Source organism: Actinomadura parmotrematis (genome assembly GCF_019458805.1).
Lineage (GTDB): Bacteria > Actinomycetota > Actinomycetes > Streptosporangiales > Streptosporangiaceae > Spirillospora > Spirillospora parmotrematis.
In genome coordinates this window covers 59,352-78,340 of the sequence record NZ_JAIBOA010000011.1, presented here as the reverse complement: position 1 = coordinate 78,340, position 18,989 = coordinate 59,352, and the positions used below count along the sequence as shown (strand labels likewise).

The following is an 18,989-nucleotide window of genomic DNA, read 5'->3' as shown; positions in this document are numbered from 1 at the left end:
GGGCGGGCCGCGAGGGGCGGCGAGCGTCGATGGAGTGGACCGTGGGAATGGCGGATCGGCCGTGCCCGGACGCGCCGCCGGGCGGCGGTGCGGCGAGCGCGGAACACGGGCAGACATGCGAGAGAAATTCACCTATGCCTGCCGACAGTCGTCCCTGTCAGCAGCGGAATATCTGCAAAAGCGCGGCGATATCCCGTGGTGCGCGCCGGGGTGCCGCGAGCGCGGCGGCGACGGCGGGGCCGGGGCGGGCGGCGCGCGGTGGCGGCGCGATGGGCAGGACGGCGCGGCGGGGGTTCCGCACGCCCGGAATCGCCTGCGGGGCGAGTTGCACGATGGCCTCGCGCGGCAGCGCGTCGCGCTCGCTGCTGCGGTCGTGCACGTCGGCGACGGGCGGCGGCCCACCGGCCGGCGCGGGGGCCTCGGCGAAGGAGAGGCAACCGCAGACGGCGAAAAACGCAAAGAAGAACACCGCCATGGCATGCCGCACGGTTCCACCTCTCTCTACCTCGCCTTCGATCATAAAGCCTTTACCCGGCCACTGTCCGTCACCGGGAAGAAACCATGTTCGAACTCACACGCTCGACGATTACCACCACTTCAGGAAACTTTCTTGACATAAATGCGAAATATCGATGTCACCGTCTCGCCCGCCCCGGACGGCCTCCGGGGCCACTACGCTCGCGGCCCATGCCGTTCACGCTCGCCCACCCGGCGGCCGTCCTCCCGCTCGCGCGCGGCCCGCTGGCGTTCTCGGCGCTCGCGGCCGGGTCCATGGCGCCCGACGTCCCCTACTTCCTGGCGGGCGGCGGCTTGCGCGACGCCGTCCACACCCCGGCCGGCGCCCTCACCTATGACATGGCGTTCGGGCTGGCCCTGTTCGCCGCCTTCCACCTGCTGTGGAAACGTCCCCTGCCGGCCCTCTGCCCGCCCCGGCTCGCCCGCCGCCTCCAGGCCGCAGCGGAGGGCCTGGAGCTGTTCCGGTGTGCAGTACGCGAGCGGCGTCCTCGGCCTGCTCGCCCTCGCCTGGTGGGGCCTGCGGACGTTGCGTCGCGCTCCCGCCGGGAACGGGGAACCCCGCGTTCTCGGCGGGAGCGCGGCGCGCGCGGTCGTCGCCGCGCTGGCGGCCTGCGCCGCGCTCGGCGCCCTCCTCGGCGCCACCTTCATGATCAAGGACCCGGGGGCGCCGCGCACCCCGCACGCGCTGCTCGTCAACGCCGTCGTCGGCGCGACGACCGGCGCCGCCGCCGGCCTCACCCTCTACGGCGCCGCGCTCGGCGCCTTCAGCCGGCCGCGCCGAGGACCAGGCCGCTCGTCGGCACGCCGGTCCCCGCCGTGACGAGGACGTTGCGCACGTCGGGGACCTGGTTCACCGAGGTGCCGCGCACCTGGCGGACGCCCTCGGCGATGCCGTTCATGCCGTGGATGTACGCCTCACCCAGCTGACCCCCGTTGGGGTTGACCGGTAGCCGCCCGCCGAGCTCAATGCCGCCGTCCCTGATGTAGTCGCGCGCCTCCCCGCGCCCGCAGAACCCCAGCTCTTCGAGCTGGACCAGGACGAAGGGGGTGAAGTGGTCGTAGAGGATGGCGGTCTGGACGTCCGCCGGGGTGAGGCCGGAGCGGCGCCAGAGCTGGTCGCCGACGGCGCCCATGGCGGGCAGCGCGGCGAGGTCGCCGGTGTAGTAGCCGAACATCATCATCTGGTCGGGGCCGGTGCCCTGCGCGGCGGCCTCGATGACGGCCGGGGGCTGCGCCAGGTCGCGGGCGCGCTCCAGGCTCGTCACGACGACCGCGACGCCGCCGTCGGACTCCTGGCAGCAGTCCAGCAGGTGCAGCGGGTCGACGATCCAGCGCGACGCCTGGTGCTCCTCCAGGGTGATCGGGCGGCCGTGGAACCAGGCGGCGGGGTTGGTCGCGGCGTGCTTGCGCATGGCGACGGCGACGCGGCCGAAGTCCTCGCTGGTCGCGCCGTACTCGTGCATGTAGCGGCGGGCCTGCATCGCCACCCACGCGGCGGGCGTCGCGAACCCGTAGGGCAGGTGCCAGGAGAACTCCAGGCCCGTCGAGTCGGCCCGCGACGACGGGCTGGCCTGCCCGAACCGGTGCCCGGACCGCTCGTTGAACGCCCGGTAGCAGACGACGACGTCGGCCTGCCCGGACGCGACGGCCATCGCGGCGTGCGCGACGGTCCCGCAGGCCGCGCCACCGCCGTAGTCCACGCGGGAGAAGAACCGCAGGCCCGGGATGCCGAGCTCGCGCTGCACGGCGATCTCGGAGTTGCTGTCGGCGGTGAAGGTCACCAGGCCGTCCACGTCGGACGGCGACAGCCCGGCGTCCTTGATCGCGGCGAGGCACGCCTCGGCGGCCAGCCGCAGCTCCGAGCGGCCGGACTCCTTGGAGAACTCGGTGGCGCCGATGCCGGCGATCGCCGTCTTCCCGGAGATCGTCATGCGTCCCCCTTCAGGCGCACGGTCGCGGTGACGTGGTCGCCGAGGCTGACCGTCCCGCGCACGGTGATGGTGCGGTCGTCCACCCGCTCGCCGGTGACGGTGAGGACGTCGCCGGCGTAGGCGGGCGCGCCGAGCCGCACCGCGATGGACTCCAGCACGGCGCCCGGCGCGAGGTCCAGGGCGCAGCGCTGGACGAGGCCCATCGTCGTCAGGATGTTGACGAAGATGTCCTTGGAGCCCTGCGCCTTGGCGATCGCGACGTCGTGGTGGACGGGCGTGAAGTCGCGGGTGGCGAGCGCCGTCGCGATCACGAACGTCGGGGTGAGCTCGACGCGCCGCCCGTCCGGGGCGGCCGCGGGCTCGGGTGCCGGCGCGGGGTCGGGGGCGCCCTCGGGCGTCCACTGCGGGAGCGTCAGCTCGTCGTCCATCCGCTCGAAGATCAGGCGGACGGGCATGCCCACGCGCACGTCCTCGACCGGGCAGCCGTTGACGTTGCCGACGACGCGCACGCCCTCGTCCAGCTCCACGACCGCGACGACGTAGGGCGGGGTGCGGCCGGGCACGGGCGGGTGGTGGTGTACGACGTAGGAGTGGACGGTGCCGTGGCCGGACGCGACCGCGTACGTCCGCTCGGTGGAGTGGCACTGCGGGCACATCGGGCCGGGCGGGTGCCGGAGCGCTCCACAATCGGCGCACTTCTGGATGCGCAGCTCGCCCGCGTCGACGCCGTCCCAGTAGAACTGGGTGTCCTTGCCGATGGCGGGCCGCAGCGGGTAGCGGCCGCCCGCCTGCGGCTTGGCCTTGGCGCCGCCGGCCCGCTGGCGCGGCTGGAACTTCAGGATGCGGAACAGCATCTCGGCGACGCGCTCGTCGTTCTCGTCGTACCAGGACTGGTACCAGGTGACGAAGTAGCCCTCGCCCATCGCGGTCTTCTTCGGGCCGGCGATGCCGCCGAACCGCATCCGGCTGGTGAGCGCCTCGCCGATCTTCAGGTAGCGGTCGTAGGTCTGCTCGCAGTTGGTCGCGACGACGCCGGTGTAGCCGTGCTCGTTGAGCATCCGCAGCGGGTCGTCGGCGACCGAGGGGCCCTTGGCCCTCGACAGGCCCGGCATCGACCACACCTGGATCATCGCGGGCGGCGCCGCGTCGTCCCAGGCGCCGGGGTCGCCGAGCGCCTGCGTCCAGTTGCGGATCATCGCGGTGTTGACCGGGTCGGGGCACTCGCCCCCGGGCTGCTCGCCGAGCGCGGCGAGCCGCTCGGCGAGCTCCATCAGCTTTTGGTGCACGGTTCTCCTTAGCGCGGCGCGCGCGGCAGGCCGAGGCCGATCATCGCGATGAGCTCGCGCTGGATCTCGTTGACGCCGCCGCCGAAGGTCAGCACGATGGCGCCCTTGACGCCGTGGTCGAGGCGGTCGACGAACTCGGCGGTGGCCGGGTCGCCGGGGTCGCCGTAGCGGGCGAGGGTGTCGCCGACGATCCGGCCGACCTCCTGCATCCGCTCCGACCCGTAGATCTTGGTGGCGGAGGCGTCGGCGGCGCCCAGCCAGCCGAGGTCCATGTTCGCGGCGACCTGCCAGTTCAGCAGCTCGTTGACGCGCAGGTACCCGTACACCTGCCCGACGGCGCGGCGCACCGCGGGCTCCTCGATGAGGGGGCGCCCGTCCGGGCCCGTCGCGGTGCGCGCCCACGCCTCGAACCGGTCGTAGGTGTGGCCGATGTTGCCGGCCGGGCCGAGCGTGACGCGCTCGTGGTTGAGCTGGTTGACGATGAGGTCCCAGCCCTTGTTCTCCTCGCCCATGAGCATGTCGGCGGGGACGCGCACGTCGGAGTAGTACGTGGAGTTGGTGTGGTGGCGGCCGTCCATGGTGACGATCGGCGTCCAGGAGAAGCCGGGGTCCTTGCAGTCCACGATGAGCATCGAGATGCCCTTGTGCTTCTTGGCGTCCGGGTCGGTGCGGGCGGCGAGCCAGACGTAGTCGGAGTAGTGCGCCCCCGACGTGAAGATCTTCTGGCCGTTGACGACGTAGTGGTCGCCGTCCTTGACCGCGGTGGTGCGCAGGGACGCCAGGTCGGTGCCGGCGCCGGGCTCGCTGTAGCCGATCGCGAAGTGGCACTCGCCCGCGAGGATCTTCGGGAGGAAGAACTCCTTGTGGGCGTCGGTGCCGTACTGCAGGATCGTCGGCGCCACCGAGTTCAGCGTGATGATCGGGTACGGCACCTCGGCGCGCGCGATCTCGTTGGCGAAGATCTGCTGCTCCATGGGGCCGTAGCCGCGGCCGCCGTACTCCTTCGGCAGCGCGACGCCGAGCATCCCGTCGCGGCCGAGCCGCTTGCAGTGCTCCATGTAGTGCTCGCCGAACGGGTCGTCGGCGATCCGCGCGCGCTGCTCGGCGTCCAGGCAGCCGCGGAAGTAGTCGCGCAGCTCGGCGCGGAGCTTCTTCTGCTCGTCGGTCAGGTCGATGAACACGGGTCACGCCTCCTGGGGGACGAGGGAACCGAGGATGTCGAGCTGCTGCTCGGCCCCGCCGAGCAGGTGGCCCGCCTGCTTGCCCCAGGCGAAGTAGCGGTGCAGCGGGTAGGTGACGTCCAGGCCGATGCCGCCGTGCAGGTGCTGGCAGGTGTACAGGGCCTCCACGACGGGCCCGGCGGCGTTGTAGGAGGCGATCGCCAGGACCTCGTCGGCGTCGGGGGCGCCCTCGGCGAGGCGCCACGTGCCCGCCCACACCGCGACGTCCAGCGCGCGCTTGGCGATGTAGACGTCGCCGATGTTCATGGTGACGGCCTGGAACTGGGCGAGCGCCCGATCGAACTGCTCGCGCGTCTTGACGTATTCGGTGGTGAGCTTCAGCGCGCCCTCGATGACTCCCGACGACAGCGCGACCGCGCCCGCGACGGCGCTGCGGCGCAGGGTGTCCCAGGCGCCGTCGCCGAGCAGCGCGTCCGCGCCGACCCGGACGCCGCGCAGCTCGATCCGCGACAGCGGCTCGGTCGTCGCCGACGGCTGGTCGGTGATCGTCACCGCCGCCGGCTCGACGAGGAACACCCCGACGCCGTCGCCGGTGCGGGCCGGGACGAGGATGCGGGACGCCTCGCGGGCGTAGGGCACGAACGTCTTCACACCGTCGAGGACGTGGCCGTCGCCGTCGGGCGTCGCGGTCGCGGCGACCGCGCCCGCCGGGCCGACCTCGCGGTAGGCGCCGGTGAGGATCGCCTCGCCCTCGGTGAGCGGCGCGAGCAGGTCGATCTGCGCGTCCGTGCCGTGCGCGGCGATCGCGGGGGCGGCGAGGGCGAGCGCGGCGTAGGCGGGGACGGGCGCGACGTGCGCGCCGATCTCGCGGAGGATCACCGTCCGCTCGACCGGGCCGAGCCCGGCGCCGCCGGCCCGCTCGGGCAGCACCGCGCCGAGCAGCCCGGCCTGGCCGAGCGCCTTCCAGATCGCGGCGTCGTAGGGCGCGCCGGTCTTCTCGAAGGACTCCAGCCGCTGGACGGCCGCCTCGCGACCGAGCAGGTCGGCGGCGAGCCCTTGCAGGTCGCGCTGCGTCTCGTCGAGGTCGAAGTCCACTCATCCACTCCCTTCCAGGAGGTGCAGGCGGCCGCGCCGGGCGAACTCCTCGCGCAGGGCGGCCGCGTCTTCGGGGGTCAGGCGGCGGTAGGCCAGCTCGCGGCCGGGCCGCCACCAGACCGGGTCGCCGGTGCGCCAGCCGTCCTTCGCCAGCTCCCGCTTGAGGATCTTGTTGGAGGCGGTGGCGGGCAGGTCCGGCGCGACCCGCACGTAGCGGGGCGGCCACTTCGGACCGAGGTCGGCGCGGCCGCGCAGATAGGCGGCGAACGCCTCGGGGTCGAAGCCGTCGGCGGCGAGCGCCAGCATCACCTGGTCGCCGGACGCGGCGTCCGGCACCCCGTACACCGCGAGCTGGCGGACGTCCGGCAGGTCGGCGAGGACCCGCTCGACCTGCGCTGCGCCGAAGTTCTCGCCGTCCACGCGGAGCCGGTCGGCGGTGCGGCCGACGAAGAACGCGTAGCCGTTCTCGTCGGCGTAGGCGTGGTCGCCGGACCAGAACATGCCCTCGCGGACGCGGTCGGGGGCGTCCTCGTTGTAGTAGCCGTCGAACAGGCCGTTGCCCTCGGTCGCGACGAGCTCGCCGATCGCCTCGTCGGGGTTCAGCAGGCGGCCGCCGGCGTCCAGGCGGGCGGGCGGGCACGGCTCGCCGGTCTCGGGGTTCAGGACGCGGACGCCGTCGGTGAGCTTGCCGAGCGCGCCGGGCGGCCCGAACGGGTCGGGCGACACCGCGATGGCCGTTTCGGACGAGCCGTAGGCGTCCACGACGAAACAGCCGAAACGCTTCTGGAAGGCGGCCTGCTCGGCGGGCGCGGCCTCGTTGCCGAAGGCGACCTTCAGCGGGTTGTCGGCGTCGTCGTCGGCGGGCGGCGTCGCGAGCGCGTAGGACAGCGCCTTGCCGACGTAGTGCAGGTAGGTGCAGCCGTGCGCGCGCACGTCCGGCAGCAGGCCGGACGCGGTGAAGCGGGAGCGCAGCACGAGCGTCGCGCCCGCCGCGAGCGCCGGCGCGTACGCCGCCATGATCGCGCCGGAGTGGAACAGCGGCATCGGGCAGTACACGACGCCGTCGGCGTCCAGCAGCCGCCCGGCGAGGTTCTCCCCCGGCACCGCCACCTTGCGGTGGGTGACGCGGACGGCGCGCGGCCGTCCCGAGGTGCCCGAGGTGAAGATCAGCATGAGCAGGGTGGAGTCGGTGATCCAGCCTGTTTCGGGTGTTTCGGCGGTGTCCGGCGGCGCGTAGCCGGGACCACCGATGTCGATCACCTGGCCGAGGCCCTCGGCGAGGTGCGCGTACCGCTCCTCGGTGAGGACCAGGTCACAGTCGGCGCGCGCAGCGTCGCCGGCGAGCTCGGCCGCGCTGCGGGTGGGGTTCAGCGCGACGACGACCGACCCCGACAGCGCGGCGCCGCCGAGCAGGAACACCAGCTCGGGGACGTTGTCGAGCAGCACCCCGACGTGCAGCGGGCGGCCGCCGGTCGTGCGCGCCGACAGCCACGCGGCGCGGCCGGCGCAGGCGGCGACGACCTCGGCCCACGTCCAGGTCCGGCCGTCGTCGGCGCTCACCAGGCCGGTCCGGCCGTCGTCCGCGCGGGCCGCGAGCAAGCTTGCCACCGTCACCGCCGACCACCTCCTCGGCGGCAAAACTAGAACAGATTCTAGTCTCTGTCCAGAGTGGTGATCAGCGCCCGTCACGCCCGCGTTCGACCCGCATGTCAGGGTGCACTGACCGGCCCGGGCGCCGCGCGGGGCGTTTTCAGATAACACGTTCTCACCCGCCCTGTAGGCTGTCCCCGACGGGCGGCGCGCGCGGCCCGGCGAAGGAGGACGACCCGTGACCGCAGAGCCGACCGCGACCGAGCAGAAGCCGCCCGGCGCGCGGTCGCGCAGCCAGCACCAGCGGCGCAAGCGCATCGTCCAGGCGGCCGCCGCGCTGGCCTCGCGCGGCGGCGTCGAGGCCATGCAGATGCGCACGGTCGCCGAGCGGGCCGGCGTCGCCCTCGGCACCCTCTACCGCTACTTCCCGTCCAAGATGGACCTGGTCGTCGCGGTCGTCAGCGAGGAGCTCGACCTGCTGGAGGGCAGCATCGAGCGCCGCCCGCCCCGCACCGACGCCCCGCCGCAGCGCGCCGTGGACGTCCTCATGCGCGCGACTCGCGGCCTCATGCGCGAGCCCGAGCTCGCCGAGGCGCTGATCCGGTCGCTGCTGCTCTCGGACGTCAAGACCGAGTTCGGCGACCGCATGACGGGGCTGCTGCTCCGCGCCGCCGTCGGTCCCGACATCGAGGTCGGCCCCGCCGACGAGCGCCGCGTCCTCGCCCGCGCGCTGTCCAGCGTGTGGACCATGGAGATGATCGAGATGCTGCGCGGCCACGCGACCGCCGAGCAGATCCAGGCGAAGCTGGAGACGGCCGCCGCCCGCCTGCTGGTCGACTTCTGATCCGCGCCGCCTTGCGCAGAAACGAGAAGGCCCGGCCCCCGCTGAGGGGCCGGGCCTTCTCCACGAAGTCTCAGGACGCTTTGACGATCGCCACCAGAGAAGCCAGCGACGCCCGATCCACCACCAGGTGCCCGGCCTCGGGGGCCTTGCTGTCGCGCACTCCCACGGCCGCCCCGAGGTCGGCGAGCTCCACGCAGTGCGACCCGTCGTTGGCCGACCGGGACGCCTTCCGCCACTTGATCAAGTTTTCCATCTGCTCTCCGCCGTCTCCCTGATCAACGCCCCCGACATGTCCGCAGGAAGCGCGTACGTTGCGAGATCACTGAACCGTTCCGACAGGCGCTCGACCTCCCTGCGCCCACCCAGGATCACGCCCGCGGGTTCATGGTCAACGTACGCCACGGAATGCCCGTCGCACAGGCGGGCGATGGCGAACCCCCCGAGGTGCCCCGAGTGCCCGCAGCCGTCGGGAAGGATCTGCACGGACAGCCGGGGCGAGATCACGTCCGCGATGTGGTGCAACTGCTCGTACATGAGCGCGGCGGTACCGATCCTGTGCCAGAGGACGTGCTCCGCCATCAACACCATCAGACGTGGCGGAAGCGGCTCGTCCCGTGACAGGATGGCCTGCCGGGCCATCCTTGCTTCGACTGCCTTCTCATCGCCGTACAGCAGTTCCCGCGCGTAGTCGGGGGTCTGGAGAAGCCCGTCCACCAGAAGGGGCTGGTAGGAGCGCAGCAGCTCCGCTTCACTCTCCTGTTCCGGCCATCCGACGAAGTGATCGGGGAACGCCGCCGCCCGTCCGTCGAACAGGCCCCCGTGAAGCCGGGCCAGGGCTCCGCCGGTTTCGAGTGCACCGTCCGCCAGTTCGGCGAACACGAGATCGCAGGCGGCAAGGCCGCGCTCGATCTCGGAGATCGTGGACGCCCCGAACGGGATCAACGCAGCCAGTGCGCGCAGGCTGTGCCCTCGTAGCTCCCGGTGATAGCGCACCTCGGACCCGAACAGATGGCGCGGTCCGGCGCTCGGGGTGAGGGGTTGCGATTCCATGGCGTCTCCGGGGGGTGTGCGGGACGTGTTCGCGGGGTGTTCACGAGCCTTCAGAGAACGTCGGGGGGCGTTCCTGAACAGGGATTCTCTGTAGAGGAACCTACGCCGCCGAGCGCAGTGTGTCACCCATCACAGACGCACAGTGAGGAGTGATCGCGATGCCGGACCCGATCGATCCACAGAAGCCGCCCGCGCCGACCACGGACGCCACCATGATCATGCTGGGCCCGGCCGGGGAATCCGCCAAGACCGGCCGCGACTGGGTGAGCGACTGGGTGTGGAACCGGGGCGGCGCCGAGGACGCCGCCTACACGGCGTCCGTCGTCGCCAGCGAGCTCATCACGAACGCGATCACGCACGCCCACGTGCCCGGCGAGGGCATCGCCGTCCGCCTCTACACGTCCCGGCGGGGGCCGGTCCTGGAAGTCCTCGACGCCTCCGACAAGGCCCCCGAACCACGACCCGGGTTCAGCCTCTCCGCCAAGTCCGGCCGGGGCCTGATGATGCTCGCCTTCCTCGTGGAGGCGTGGGGCTGGCACCCCCGCATCGCCGGCGGCAAAACCGTCTGGGCGCTCCTGAAGACCGAGCCCGCCCCGAAGCCCGCCCCGGAGCGCACCCCGCCCGCCCCGGTACCGCCCGCCGATGACCGCCCGGCCACCACACGTTGACTTGCGGCGTGTTGGCCCCTTTCGATCTCCGTACAGGCCAACACGCCGCATCTCAACTGTTCATGACCGGCCGGTCACGGACGGCGGAGCGCCCGCCTGCCGCTCTGGGCCGCCGCCACCGGCGAATCCCGGCCATCCAACATCGCCCAGTGGTGGCGGCCCTACCGCGTCCGCGCCTCCCCGCCCGACCGGCCGGCAACGCCCGCCGCGCATGACCACCCGGTCGCCCGTCGTTGAGATGCGGCGTGTTGGCCACTTCGAAGATCGAAAGTGGCCAACACGCCGCATCTCAACAATGAATGACCAGGGGGTCGCGGACGGTGGGGTGGGGCGCTCGGCGCCGCTGGGGCGGCGTCGTCGGTGGAGGCCGGTCAGGGGCGCTGGCCCGCGCGGTCGACGACGGCGGTGCGGACGCGGACGAGGAGGCGTTGGAGCGTGCCGCGCGGGATGACGCGCGTGCCGTCCTCGCCGCGCGCCACGTGCCGCTTGATCGCGACGGCGCGCTCGCCGAGGTAGGCGTAGGTTCTCGGGTCCAGGAGGACCTCCTCGTGAAGCCAGCCCTCCGTCGTCCAGCCGACGGCGAGGGCGGGGCGCCCAGCGTCGTCCTCGGCGCCCGTGCCTAGGGTCGCGCCGGGCAGGGCGTGCATGGCCCGGAAGATCGCGGCCTGCACCTTGGGCGGCGGGACGGCGTCGCGTAGGATCGTGTTGAGCGTCCGCAGGGTGCCGGCGCGGCCGCCGCCCATCCCCGGCCCGCCCTGGCGGCGCAGTTCGGCGACGAGCGCGGCCGGGTCGGTGGGCAGGGCCACCACGTCGGTCTAACCGGTCCGCGGCTGCACGACCGACATGATCTGGTGGCTCATCCGCCCGTCCGGGCCGAGCGCGGCCTCCTCCGTGCCGTCGCCGCGCCGCCAGTGCCGCTCCACGACCGTCCGGTACGGGCCGCCGGTCGTCACTCCGGCGGCGTGGACGGAGGTCGTCAGGTGCGTCTCGGTGTAGATCCACTGGTCGGGGCGGGGGGCGGTGAAGGGGCGGCGCTCGGCGGCGAGGGCGGCCCGGTCGAGGGCCTCGGCGGCGTTGGCGACGGGGCCCGCCGGGATGCCGGGCAGGATCGGGCGCTGGTGGCCGTGCCCGTCCGAGCCGCCCGTCTGGACGACGGTGATGCCGGCGACAGCGGCGGCCGCAGCGGCGCTGACGACGCCGAGGCGGAGCGCGAGACGGCGCCCTCCGCGCCTCCGGAGCGGGGCGACGGACGCCGTCGGCCGAGCGCGGTCCAGAAGTGCGGCGCGGGCCGCGTCGCGGGCGGCCGGGTGGGCGGCGCGGGCGTCTCCCAGGCGACGAGCAGCAGCACGTCGCGGTCGCCGTCCGCAGGCGCGGGCGAGCGCCCGGTACTGGCGGACCTCGGCACGGCCGTGCCGGGCGATGAGGTTGGAGGCGATCCCGTACGGCCAGGGCCGGGCGTCGGGCCGCGCCGGGTCGTAGCGGTCGAACAGCGCCGCGAACGCCTCGGGGTCGCGCCGCGAACGGCCGATGACGTCGGCGTCGCTCTCCCGCCCGGCCGCCGGCGCGGGCGTCACCGCGGCCATGTCGGGTTCGTTGCCATCTGGACGCCTTCCGCGTAGGTGAGGGGGTCGTGGCTTGTTCGCCGTTCCCCCGCGCCGCGTTCGCGGGACACTAGCCTGTGGGACGACCATCACCGCGACCGGAAGGGTGCCGCACGTGGCCGAGCAGGAGCCGTTCATCAGCGACGGTGTGATCATCGAGTTCATCGACGGCAAGGACGTGCCGGTGAACCACAAGGAGTTCGGCGACCGCGCCGTCGTCATGCGCGACGCCGAGAACCCCGACGGGCCGATCCTGTACTTCACCGAGGCCGAGTGGGACGCCTTCGTCCTCGGCGTCAAGGACGGCGAGTTCGACGACCTCCTCGAAGAGCCCGAGCCCGAGGCCCCCGGCCAGGCCTGACCGGCGTAGGGGGCGCCGCCGCGCCCCCTACCCGTCCGGCGGCCACAGCAGGAGCAGCGGGATCGTCATCAGCGTCCCGACGGCCACCGCCGCCGCCAGCCAGTCCGGCCCGAGGCGATGGGCGAGCGTGATGGTGAGCGGGCTGACCAGCCAGGACACCACCAGCCCCACGAGCACCCGCTCGCGCACCACCGAGGCGGTCGACCGGCGAGGCGCCGCCTCCGGCGGCGCGACCGGATCCGCGGGCCGCACCCTCCGCTCGTGCCGGATGTACCGCTCGTGCCGGGGGACGCGCGCGACGCGCGGCCGCCACTCGTTCTGGATCGAGCAGAGGTCGACCCCCGCGTCCCGCAGCCGCCCCGGCCGCACCGGACCGCGCAGCACCCCCGCCGCCGGCGCGGTGAGGACGATCTCCCGCAGCCCGTCGCTGACCACCAGCAGCGGTTCCCCCGCGTCCACCGGCTCGCCGGGCGAGGCGAGCCACCGCCGGACCGTCCCCGGCTCCCCCGTCCCGAAGTCCGGCGCCGTCACCACGACCCCGCCACCCCGCGCCCGCCGCCACGGCGCGACCATCGCGTCGACGTCCGTCCCGCCCTCGGTCATGACCACACCCTGACCGCCGCGACCGCGCCCGTCGAGGCCCAGATCGCGAACGGCCGGCGGAGGTCGCTCCCCGCCGGCCGTTCGCTCGGCTCGCACCGGCTACCCGAACACGTCCTCGGCGGTCTCGGCCGTCAGGAGCCGGTCCACCCAGGCATTGACCAGATCACGGTTCACGCAGCTCTCCGCCTTCTCCCGCATCTCCGGCGGCACCTCGATGCCCCGCTTCTCCAGGGAGAGCAGGATGGCGTCCGTGATCCCCTTACAGGCATGGGCCGCGGGCGGTGGCGCTGCCGAGCTCGTAGATCTCACCGCGCAGACCGCGGATCACGTCCTCGGGCGAGGCATAGGAGGTCGTGTACCTGAACCAGGCGTCGAGCTGATCGTGATCCCTGCATTCGTGGATCTTGGCGCGAGCACTCTCCGATATTCTGATCTTCCGCTTCTCCAGCATACGGAAGATCGCCTCCGACTTGCCCATGGCCTCGTACGCGGGAAGGAAGCAGGAGAAGCCGAAATAGTCCGGGCGTTCCCTTTCCGCTTCCGCTTCCATCAGGCGAAGAACTCGTCGGCCGTCCCGACCACAGGGGCGCGCTCCAGCCGAACGTTGAGCCGGTCAGTGTCGACGCAGGTTAGGACGCGCTCACGCTCGGCTGCCGAAATCACCACTTCGCGCATCTCCAGCACTTTGAGAACCACTTCAGCCAATCCCTCAGCGAAGCCTTGGGCGAAGTAGTGGCGGGCGAAGTCGCTCTGGTACTTGTAGGTGCCGGTCGCCATCAGGTGAAGAGCTCGGCGGCCGTCTCGACCGACATGACGCGTTCGATCCACGCATCGAGCTGCTCGGCGTCGTTGCAGGCCATGATGCGCTCGTGCTCGGCCTCTGACACCGCCACCCGCCGCACCTCCAGCATCTTGAGAACCGCCTCGGCCTTGCCCTCGGCCCTGCCCTCGACCTTGCCCTCCGCCTTGCCTTCGGTTTTGCCCTCGGCGAAGTAGCCGCGGGCGAAGTCGCTCTTGTACTCGTCGGTACCGGTGCGCATGAGCTCCTCCAGGATCTTCTTGGCCGCCTCGGGCAGTGCGGAGAGAACAGCATCAGAATACAGTTTGGCCCTGTCGTCGCCCTGGTTCAGCATGGTGGCCAGAGCTCCGTGCACGATCTCCATGCCCGCGCGCTCGCGGTCGGGCAGGGTGTTGGACACGGCCGCGATGACGGCGAGTTCGGGGTTCGCCGCGGCCTGGGCGGTGCTGGTGACGAAGGGCTCGATGCCGGGCCCGACGACGTAGGGGATCAGCCGGAAGCCGGGATGGCCGATGTCGATGGCGCAGCGGGCCCAGTCGGCTACGGAGCGGTCCGGGCAGATGGTGACGAGGACGACCGGGCATTCGAGCCTGGCTCGCACTTCGGTCGCGTACAGCGGCCAGGTGAAGAGCTTACGGGGGTCCTTGGCGAGTTGCATCTCGACAATGACGGCGAGACGCGGGGAGCGCTCGTCCTTGGGTTCGAGCAGGACGACGTTGTCGGCCCGATAGGTGGCGGGGACGACCTGAGTGGCCTCCTCACTGAGCGAGTGGACGCGGGCGGTGGGCGGGACCGGGAAGCCGAGGATCTGTTCCAGTAGGGGGATGACGACTTCGGGGCATTTTCGGATGAGTTCGATCGGATGTTCATGGCGGGAGCTGGGCATGTCACGGTAAGTTACTGCATGATCACTGTTCGATTGCCGTTTCTTGAGAATCCGTTCGAGCGTCGGCCGCGTAGGTCAGGTACAGCCAGGTCGGCGGCAGCGGGGCGAGGAGGGCGGCGAAGGTCGTCCAGAGCAGCCAGGGCGGGACGTGGTGGCGGGCGAGAAGGACCCAGCCCGGGGCGAGCAGCCAGCAGACGAGGGTGCCGAGGAGGACCTTCTCGCCGAGTGTCGTGCCGGGTTCGGACGTCATGCGCCCAGCATCGGCCGGTCAGGTGGTGGCGGTCCAGCGGTCGGTGAGGGTGCGGGTGCCCTCGGGAGTGAGGTCGCCGAAGAGGCGGAGGCGGCCGAGACCGCCGTCCGGGTGGATGTTGAGGCGGACGTGAGTGACCGGCGGCGCGCCGTCCAGGCGGAAGCGGTGGCGGCCGTCCGGCTGGACGCGGGTGCGGGGCAGCAGTTCGGTCCAGGCGGACGGGGACGCGCCGGTGGCGCCTTCCAGGGACACCTCGGCGGGCGCGTTGAACTTCAGGTGGGTGGTGTCGAACTCGGCGAGGCGGACGACGCCGGCGGCGGCGAGGCGGATGACGGCCCACTCGTGGCCGGGTTCGCGGCGGCGGGCGGTCTCCCAGCCCTCGGCCTGGTTGCGGGCGAGGCCGGGGAGGAGCATGTTGTCGGGCCGCGAGTAGAACATGTTCGAGCAGTCCAGGACGCGGGCGCCGTTCTCCAGGGCGGCGAGGTCGACGGTGAGGCCGTCCAGCAGCGCGGGGTCGGGGACGGCCTCGCCGTGGACGCGCAGCCGGGCGATGCCGCCGTCGGGGAACATGTTGAGGCGGACGTGCGTGAAGCGCCGCCCGCTGTCGACGGGGAAGGCGTGCGCGGCGTCGCCCTTCAGCGGGCTGCGCGGGACGATCTCCGTCCAGGGAGCGTCCGCGAGCTCGGCGGGCGAGGGGTGGCCGGGCAGCGCGCACGCCTCGACGGAGGCGTGCGGCGGGTAGTTGCCCTTGAACCATGCGGTGTCGACGACGACGCCGCGGACGACGCCGGGCACGCCGAGGCGGACGAGCGCCCAGTCGTGGCCGTAGGCGCCGGACGCGTCGGGGCGGCGGCGGGCGGTCTCCCAGCCGTCGTACTCCTGGCCCTTGGCGCCGAAGGTCTCCGGGGAGAACCGCGACGCCCACGGGTTGAGGAGGTTCTCCTTGGCGGCGAACGACTCGTCGCTGGCGGCCAGCACCGAGCCGCCGAGGAGGCGGCCGGCGAGGTCGGGGAGGGCGGCGAAATCGGCGGTCACAGGGTCTCCGTTCCGGGGCGGGCGAGCAGCTCGCCGCGCGGCGGGGCGGCGAGGTCGACGGGGGCGCCGCGCAGCCAGGTGGCCTGCACGAGGCCGGTGAGGGTGCGGCCGGCGTAGGGGGTGACGGGATTGCGGTGGTGCAGGGCGGCGGGGTCGACGGTGTGCGCGCGGTCGGGGTCGAACGCGGTCAGGTCGGCGTCGGCGCCCACGGCGATGGCGCCCTTGCGGCCGGTCAGGCCGGCGAGGGCGGCGGGGCCTTCGGCCATCCAGCGGACGACGTCGCGCAGGCCGTGACCGCGGGCGCGCGCGGCGGTCCAGACGGCGGACAGGCCGAGCTGGAGGGACGAGACGCCGCCCCAGGCGGTGGCGAAGTCGCCGGCCTTGAGGTCGGCGGTGCAGGGTGAGTGGTCGGTGACGACGCAGGTGAGGACGCCGTCCGCGAGGCCCTGCCAGAGAGCGTCGCGGTTGGCGGCGCCGCGGATCGGCGGGCAGCACTTGTAGGCGGTGGACGTCGGTCCGGGGACGTCCTCGTCCGACAGCGTCAGGTAGTGCGGGCAGGTCTCGGCGCTGACGCGCAGCCCGGCGGCGCGGGCCTCGGCGAGGGGTTCGAGGCAGTCGGCGGCCGACAGGTGCAGGATGTGGGCGCGGACGCCGGTCTCGGCGGCGATCGCGATGACGCGCTCGACGGCGGCGCGCTCGGCCGACGGCGGCCGGGACGCCAGGAACGCCGGGTAGTCGCCGCCGTCCGGGTCGGTGAGGATCGCGGGGTCCTCGGCGTGCACGATGACCAGGCCGTCGAGGGCGGCGATCTCGGCGAACGCGGCGCGCTGCTCGGCCGGGGACAGCGGTGGGAACTCGGGGACGCCGGAGTCGGCGGTGAAGCACTTGAACCCGAACGCGCCGCGCTCGTGCAGCCCCCGCAGGTCGGGGACGTTGCCGGGGATCGCGCCGCCCCAGAAGCCGACGTCGACGAACACCGCGCCGCGGGCGGCGTCCCGCTTGACCTCCAGGTTCGCGGCGGTGGTGGTCGGCGGCAGCGAGTTCAGCGGCATGTCGACCAGCGTGGTGACGCCGCCCGCGGCGGCCGCGCGGGTGGCGGTGTCGAAGCCCTCCCACTCGGTGCGGCCGGGCTCGTTGATGTGGACGTGGGTGTCGACCAGGCCGGGCAGCAGCGCGACGTCGCCGAGGTCGGTCTCGGCGGCGGCGGCGAGCGGCGCGGCGGCGTCCTCGATCGCGGCGATCCGGCCGTCGCGGACGGCGACGGCGGCGGGCCGCTCCCCGCCGGGGAGCACCGCCCGGCGCGAGCGGATCACCAGGTCGTAGCGGTCGGTCACACGATCTCCCTACAAGAGCCAGTCGGGGGCGATGAGGTCGGCGGCGAGGCGTTCGAGGAGGGGGCCGGCGGCGGTCATGCAGCGGCCGGGGTCGGGTTCCAGGTCGGTGAGGGCGTAGGCGGCCTGGAGGCGGGCGCGGCGGAGCTGCTCGCCGGTGAGGGCGCGGCGGCCGGCGACGGCGATCGCGGGGACGCCGGCCTGGGCGGCGGCGCGGGCGACGCCGGCGGGGGCCTTGCCGCGCAGGGTCTGCCGGTCGAGGGAGCCCTCGCCGGTGATGACGAGGCGCGCCCCGGCGGCGCGGTCCGCGAAGCCGAGCAGGTCCAGCAGGTAGCCGATGCCGGGCCGGACGGTCGCGCCGAGCAGGGCGAGGGCGGCGAACCCGACGCCGCCCGCCGCGCCCGCGCCGGGCCGCTCGGCGACGTCGGCGCGGCCGGTGACCGCGACGAGCCGGGCGAGGCCGTCCTCCAGGACCCGGACGTCGCCGGGGCCCGCGCCCTTCTGCGGGGCGAAGACGGCGGCGGCGCCGTCCGGGCCGAGCAGCGGGTTGTCGACGTCGCTGGCGACGATCACCTCGACGGCGCGGAGCGGCGGCGCGGCCTCGACGCGGGCGAGGTCGCGGAGGGCGCCGCCGCCGGGCGGCAGCTCGGCGCCTCCGGCGTCGAGGAAGCGGGCGCCGAGCGCGGCGGCGAGGCCGGTGCCGCCGTCGGTGCAGGCGCTGCCGCCGAGGCCGAGGACGATGCGGGTCGCGCCCGCGCGGACGGCGGCGTCGATCAGCTCGCCGGTGCCGCGGCTCGTCGCGGCGAGCGGGGCGGGGGCGCCGCCCGGCAGGCGGCGCAGCCCGGACGCCTCGGCGAGCTCGACGACGGCGGTGCCGCCGCGCCGCGCGTAGCAGGCGGCGACGGGCCGCCCGGTCGGACCGGTGACGTCGGCGGGGATCCGGTCGAACCCGGCGGCGACGGCGGCGTCCACGGTGCCGTCGCCGCCGTCGGCGACCGGCAGCGCGACGAGCGGGACGCCCGGCGCGGCGCGCCGCAGCCCGGCGGCGACGTGCGCGGCGACCTGCCGGGCGGTGAGCGAGCCCTTGAACTTGTCCGGCGCGATGAGGACGTGCCCCTGGCGGTCCATCACGCGGCCTCCAGCCAGGCGAACGCCGCGCCGGACGGCCCCTGCGGCGCGTACTCCAGCGCGATCAGGCCGGTGTAGCCGATCTCGTCCAGCACCGCGAACAGGGCCGGGAAGTCGATGGCGCCGGTGCCGGGGCGGCCGCGCCCGGGGGCGTCGGCGATCTGGACGTGCCCGATGTCGGCGGCGTGCGCGCGGGCGTCGCGCGCCAGGTCGGCGCCGTTGCCCGCCAGGTGGTAGCTGTCGAAAAGGAACCTCACGTTCGGCTCCCCGACGCGCCGCACGACGCCCACCGCGTCATCGGCGGTGAGCAGCGGATACGCGCCGTTCTGCCCTTGCGTGAGCGGTTCGATCAGCAGCGTCCCGGGCAGCGAGCGGGCGGCGTGCCGCAGGTTCTCGACGGCCGCCGCGTCCTGCTCGGCGGGCGCCAGACCGTCGCGGCGCTGCCCGTACAGGGCGTTGAACAGCGCGACGCCGGTCCGCTCGGCGACGCGCCGCGTGACGTCCAGGCTCGCGCGGAATTCGGCGGTGCGGGCGGGGTCGGACAGCACGCCCCGCTCCCCCGCCGCCATGTCCCCCGCGTACAGGTTGAGGCCGGCGAGGCGGACGCCGGCGTCCTCGACGGCCCGGCAGAACGCGTCCACGTCGGCGTCCGGCGGCACGGGGACGCCGTTCCACGGCCACCAGAACTCGACCGCGCCGAACCCGGCGGCACGGGCGGCGGCGGGCCGCTCCAAAAGCGGCAGCTCGGTGAACAGCAGGGAGCAGTTGACGGCGAGGCGTCCGGTGGGCGGCGTGCGGTGCATGGTCCTCCTCGGGCGGGGCGGCGTCCGTCCA

23 protein-coding genes and 1 pseudogene are annotated in these 18,989 nt (G+C 73.6%); 5 read left to right on the top strand and 19 right to left on the bottom strand.

Annotated elements, in window-relative coordinates:
• Positions 1–157 precede the first annotated feature (157 nt).
• Complete coding sequence (locus K1Y72_RS18520) at positions 158–487, bottom strand: hypothetical protein (protein ID WP_220167615.1); 330 nt, start codon at positions 485–487, stop codon at positions 158–160.
• A gap of 74 nt (positions 488–561) precedes the next feature.
• On the opposite strand from K1Y72_RS18520, the pseudogene K1Y72_RS37590 reads away from it, so the two are divergent.
• Together K1Y72_RS37590 and K1Y72_RS18515 are read left to right on the top strand one after the other, a co-directional pair.
• Positions 562–942 (top strand): annotated as a pseudogene (locus tag K1Y72_RS37590) (DUF4184 family protein); the annotation flags it as partial.
• Positions 943–982: 40 nt separating this feature from the next.
• Positions 983–1,336, top strand: coding sequence for a phospholipase C/P1 nuclease family protein (locus K1Y72_RS18515; protein WP_220167757.1), 354 nt, complete (start codon positions 983–985; stop codon positions 1,334–1,336).
• On the opposite strand, the gene K1Y72_RS18510 is transcribed toward K1Y72_RS18515, so the two are convergent.
• Genes K1Y72_RS18510 through K1Y72_RS18490 form a run of 5 tightly spaced genes read right to left on the bottom strand, consistent with a single transcriptional unit; the run spans position 1,281 to position 7,623 of the window.
• Complete coding sequence (locus tag K1Y72_RS18510; protein WP_220167614.1) at positions 1,281–2,447, bottom strand: lipid-transfer protein; 1,167 nt, start codon at positions 2,445–2,447, stop codon at positions 1,281–1,283. The genes K1Y72_RS18515 and K1Y72_RS18510 overlap by 56 nt on opposite strands.
• The gene (locus tag K1Y72_RS37205; RefSeq protein ID WP_308287135.1) at positions 2,444–3,733 is read right to left on the bottom strand and encodes an OB-fold domain-containing protein; all 1,290 of its coding nucleotides are present in this window, start codon (positions 3,731–3,733) and stop codon (positions 2,444–2,446) included. Before K1Y72_RS37205 ends, K1Y72_RS18510 begins: the two co-directional genes overlap by 4 nt.
• Before the next feature lie 8 nt (positions 3,734–3,741).
• Entirely contained in the window at positions 3,742–4,914 is a 1,173-nt protein-coding gene (locus K1Y72_RS18500; protein WP_220167613.1) for an acyl-CoA dehydrogenase family protein, read from the bottom strand.
• Positions 4,915–4,917: 3 nt separating this feature from the next.
• Positions 4,918–6,009, bottom strand: a complete 1,092-nt coding sequence (locus K1Y72_RS18495) for an acyl-CoA dehydrogenase family protein (RefSeq protein ID WP_220167612.1) — start codon at positions 6,007–6,009, stop codon at positions 4,918–4,920.
• Positions 6,010–7,623 (bottom strand): AMP-binding protein, encoded by a 1,614-nt coding sequence (locus K1Y72_RS18490; protein ID WP_220167611.1) that lies wholly within the window; start codon positions 7,621–7,623, stop codon positions 6,010–6,012.
• Between the two features lie 214 nt (positions 7,624–7,837).
• Here K1Y72_RS18490 and K1Y72_RS18485 point away from each other — a divergent pair, with 214 nt between their 5' ends.
• Positions 7,838–8,443, top strand: a complete 606-nt coding sequence (locus tag K1Y72_RS18485) for a TetR family transcriptional regulator (RefSeq protein WP_220167610.1) — start codon at positions 7,838–7,840, stop codon at positions 8,441–8,443.
• A 70-nt stretch (positions 8,444–8,513) separates the two neighbouring features.
• Here the strand turns inward: K1Y72_RS18485 and K1Y72_RS18480 are convergent, their stop codons facing one another.
• Together K1Y72_RS18480 and K1Y72_RS18475 are read right to left on the bottom strand one after the other, a co-directional pair.
• Positions 8,514–8,696 carry a DUF397 domain-containing protein gene (locus tag K1Y72_RS18480; RefSeq protein WP_220167609.1) on the bottom strand — a complete coding sequence of 61 codons (183 nt, stop codon included), beginning with the start codon at positions 8,694–8,696 and terminating at the stop codon, positions 8,514–8,516.
• Positions 8,684–9,493, bottom strand: a complete 810-nt coding sequence (locus tag K1Y72_RS18475; protein ID WP_220167608.1) for a helix-turn-helix domain-containing protein — start codon at positions 9,491–9,493, stop codon at positions 8,684–8,686. Before K1Y72_RS18475 ends, K1Y72_RS18480 begins: the two co-directional genes overlap by 13 nt.
• A gap of 158 nt (positions 9,494–9,651) precedes the next feature.
• Between K1Y72_RS18475 and K1Y72_RS18470 the strand changes: the two genes are divergently transcribed.
• Positions 9,652–10,161, top strand: coding sequence for an ATP-binding protein (locus tag K1Y72_RS18470; protein ID WP_220167607.1), 510 nt, complete (start codon positions 9,652–9,654; stop codon positions 10,159–10,161).
• 371 nt (positions 10,162–10,532) lie between these two features.
• Here the strand turns inward: K1Y72_RS18470 and K1Y72_RS18465 are convergent, their stop codons facing one another.
• A complete protein-coding gene (locus K1Y72_RS18465) occupies positions 10,533–10,967 on the bottom strand; it encodes a hypothetical protein (protein ID WP_220167606.1) in 435 nt (144 codons plus the stop codon).
• 9 nt (positions 10,968–10,976) lie between these two features.
• The gene (locus K1Y72_RS37200; protein WP_220167605.1) at positions 10,977–11,744 is read right to left on the bottom strand and encodes a hypothetical protein; all 768 of its coding nucleotides are present in this window, start codon (positions 11,742–11,744) and stop codon (positions 10,977–10,979) included.
• A 133-nt stretch (positions 11,745–11,877) separates the two neighbouring features.
• On the opposite strand from K1Y72_RS37200, the gene K1Y72_RS18455 reads away from it, so the two are divergent.
• The gene (locus tag K1Y72_RS18455) at positions 11,878–12,123 is read left to right on the top strand and encodes a DUF397 domain-containing protein (protein ID WP_220167604.1); all 246 of its coding nucleotides are present in this window, start codon (positions 11,878–11,880) and stop codon (positions 12,121–12,123) included.
• 27 nt (positions 12,124–12,150) lie between these two features.
• Here the strand turns inward: K1Y72_RS18455 and K1Y72_RS18450 are convergent, their stop codons facing one another.
• The 9 genes from K1Y72_RS18450 to K1Y72_RS18410 all read right to left on the bottom strand — a co-directional run bounded on the left by K1Y72_RS18450 (position 12,151) and on the right by K1Y72_RS18410 (position 18,958).
• Complete coding sequence (locus tag K1Y72_RS18450; RefSeq protein WP_220167603.1) at positions 12,151–12,726, bottom strand: biotin/lipoyl-containing protein; 576 nt, start codon at positions 12,724–12,726, stop codon at positions 12,151–12,153.
• Positions 12,727–12,985: 259 nt separating this feature from the next.
• Positions 12,986–13,276: a hypothetical protein gene (locus tag K1Y72_RS18445; RefSeq protein ID WP_220167602.1), complete on the bottom strand. Its 291-nt coding sequence runs from the start codon at positions 13,274–13,276 to the stop codon at positions 12,986–12,988.
• Positions 13,276–13,503: a hypothetical protein gene (locus K1Y72_RS18440; RefSeq protein ID WP_220167601.1), complete on the bottom strand. Its 228-nt coding sequence runs from the start codon at positions 13,501–13,503 to the stop codon at positions 13,276–13,278. Before K1Y72_RS18440 ends, K1Y72_RS18445 begins: the two co-directional genes overlap by 1 nt.
• Positions 13,503–14,411, bottom strand: a complete 909-nt coding sequence (locus K1Y72_RS18435) for an RpnC/YadD family protein (RefSeq protein ID WP_220167600.1) — start codon at positions 14,409–14,411, stop codon at positions 13,503–13,505. The genes K1Y72_RS18440 and K1Y72_RS18435 overlap by 1 nt, the downstream gene beginning before the upstream one ends.
• A gap of 22 nt (positions 14,412–14,433) precedes the next feature.
• Positions 14,434–14,661 (bottom strand): hypothetical protein, encoded by a 228-nt coding sequence (locus K1Y72_RS18430; RefSeq protein WP_220167599.1) that lies wholly within the window; start codon positions 14,659–14,661, stop codon positions 14,434–14,436.
• Positions 14,662–14,679: 18 nt separating this feature from the next.
• Entirely contained in the window at positions 14,680–15,696 is a 1,017-nt protein-coding gene (alc, locus tag K1Y72_RS18425) for an allantoicase (protein ID WP_220167598.1), read from the bottom strand.
• Positions 15,693–17,030, bottom strand: a complete 1,338-nt coding sequence (gene allB, locus K1Y72_RS18420; protein ID WP_220167597.1) for an allantoinase AllB — start codon at positions 17,028–17,030, stop codon at positions 15,693–15,695. The genes alc and allB overlap by 4 nt, the downstream gene beginning before the upstream one ends.
• A gap of 9 nt (positions 17,031–17,039) precedes the next feature.
• The gene (locus tag K1Y72_RS18415; protein ID WP_220167596.1) at positions 17,040–18,155 is read right to left on the bottom strand and encodes a glycerate kinase; all 1,116 of its coding nucleotides are present in this window, start codon (positions 18,153–18,155) and stop codon (positions 17,040–17,042) included.
• A complete protein-coding gene (locus K1Y72_RS18410; protein ID WP_220167595.1) occupies positions 18,155–18,958 on the bottom strand; it encodes a hydroxypyruvate isomerase family protein in 804 nt (267 codons plus the stop codon). The genes K1Y72_RS18415 and K1Y72_RS18410 overlap by 1 nt, the downstream gene beginning before the upstream one ends.
• Positions 18,959–18,989 lie beyond the last annotated feature (31 nt).